1 protein-coding gene is annotated in these 1,692 nt (G+C 38.8%); it reads left to right on the top strand.

The window, feature by feature from the left end; genetic code table 11:
* Nucleotides 1–219 precede the first annotated feature (219 nt).
* Complete coding sequence (locus BLP64_RS10655) at nt 220–582, top strand: hypothetical protein (protein WP_176754977.1); 363 nt, start codon at nt 220–222, stop codon at nt 580–582.
* Nucleotides 583–1,692 lie beyond the last annotated feature (1,110 nt).

Below are 1,692 nucleotides of genomic sequence, written 5' to 3' on the forward strand. Positions count from 1 at the left end.
AGCGCTCAAGGCACTTCTTCCCTACCGGGCAAGTGAGGCCTAACAATTCATTCAAGCCGACGCCGCTTCGCGGCGCGGCTTAATTCAGGCGTTATAAACAAAGGTGAGCATATTACTCAAGCTGTATGTTTTAATTGCGGAGAACTGAAATTCGGTTCGTTCACAGAGTGCGAAAACTGTCATAGAACACCAGAAAATGATGATGACATGGCGTTTTCAATGGCACTATCAGATCACTATTTTAGCTTGGAACAGCTTAATGAAATCGGTAATAAAATTAAAAATGGTGAAAACGTCAAACTAAATGATGCTGATAAACAAAGGTTTATTAGTGAAATGAAAGATGCTCGTAAAAATAATGATCTGGTAAAAGCGTTGGAAGGTATACGACAGTCTAAATCCCAAACTAAAGAATCGAAAGGATTTTTAAAGAACCTAATAGCCCTATTGGTTCTCATCGCTATGGGCGTTAGTTTTATATCGGCTGTCGTGGCACTATTTAATGGTGAAATAATGGGGTCTATTGGATTATTTGTCTTGTCAGCAATTTTGAACGGAATTGCAAAAGGTTTGAACGCCTAAAAGCAGTTATTAACTTACACATTAAAGGTAAATCTATAAACTACCTGATGTTTTAACGGCTGATAAGAAGAGTAATAAGGTAAAGAAACTCCTTCAATCACTTAAGAATCAAGGAGTTATAGAAATAGAGGGCAAGATATGGAAAATGTCTACACGTTAGACTTTTAGACATTTTTAGACATTCAAGCTTGCCTAAACAGCTAAATGAGTAGGTTTAAGAAAACTAATTTTAAGCGGTAGTTACAACGGAAGTTAAGATCAAAACCGTTAAAATCGGCACCGGATAAAAAGCACTCATAAAACACATAAGCTCATGAAAAACGAGGATTTTCGTCCGAAACCGTATATTAGAAAAGCCACCAATGCAGGACTCATAATCGGTTGGTCCCCAGTTCAAGTCTGGGAGGGGCCACCATCCCACGAAATAAGCGGCGTCCAGCCAAGTTCAATTCCAATATTTACCACCATTACCGAGAAAGTCGAATGTCCCTAGCGTGAAAAGCTTGGACCAAACCATTTTTGCTGTATTTTCATCGACCATAAGCGCCTATCGTGGTGCGGTATCTGGCATCGTGTAAAAACTAGTAAGGTTCTTATCCAAACTATTAATTTCATGGTTTTTAGTTCGCGTTGTGTTTCCAGTTTTTTAGCTGATAACTTAATGTGTAATATTCAAAAAACTCTATAACTTGTGATTTACATCTAAATCTGATACCGATGTAACATCAAGGGAAATGGGAGAAGTGCTATGGGCTGCGAGCTTGGCAAGATTACACTTTACATGTCGAAGGCCAAGAAAACCTTCAAAGATGTTGTCGATAAAACCAAAGTCAGCGAAAAGGACACTTCAAACTTCAAAGTTAGAACCTTTAAAGTTGATGGGGTTGGCTGTAAATTTTACTGTCAGCAGGTGATTAATAACACAGGCGATAACCCTCCTTGGTTGGATTTCGTTAATGAAAGTCTTGATGATGATAAGACTGTAAAGTTCCAACCAAAGTCAGAGAGGCCAAGTTGTAATCCCCCCATTTTAAGCAGCAGTTATTCGTAGAATTAATGAACCGCTTGCGTTAATTGTTTTGGCGGAATGCCTCCGATAGCTGTATTAGG

The organism is Pseudidiomarina indica, from assembly GCF_900104245.1.
Lineage (GTDB): Bacteria > Pseudomonadota > Gammaproteobacteria > Enterobacterales > Alteromonadaceae > Pseudidiomarina > Pseudidiomarina indica.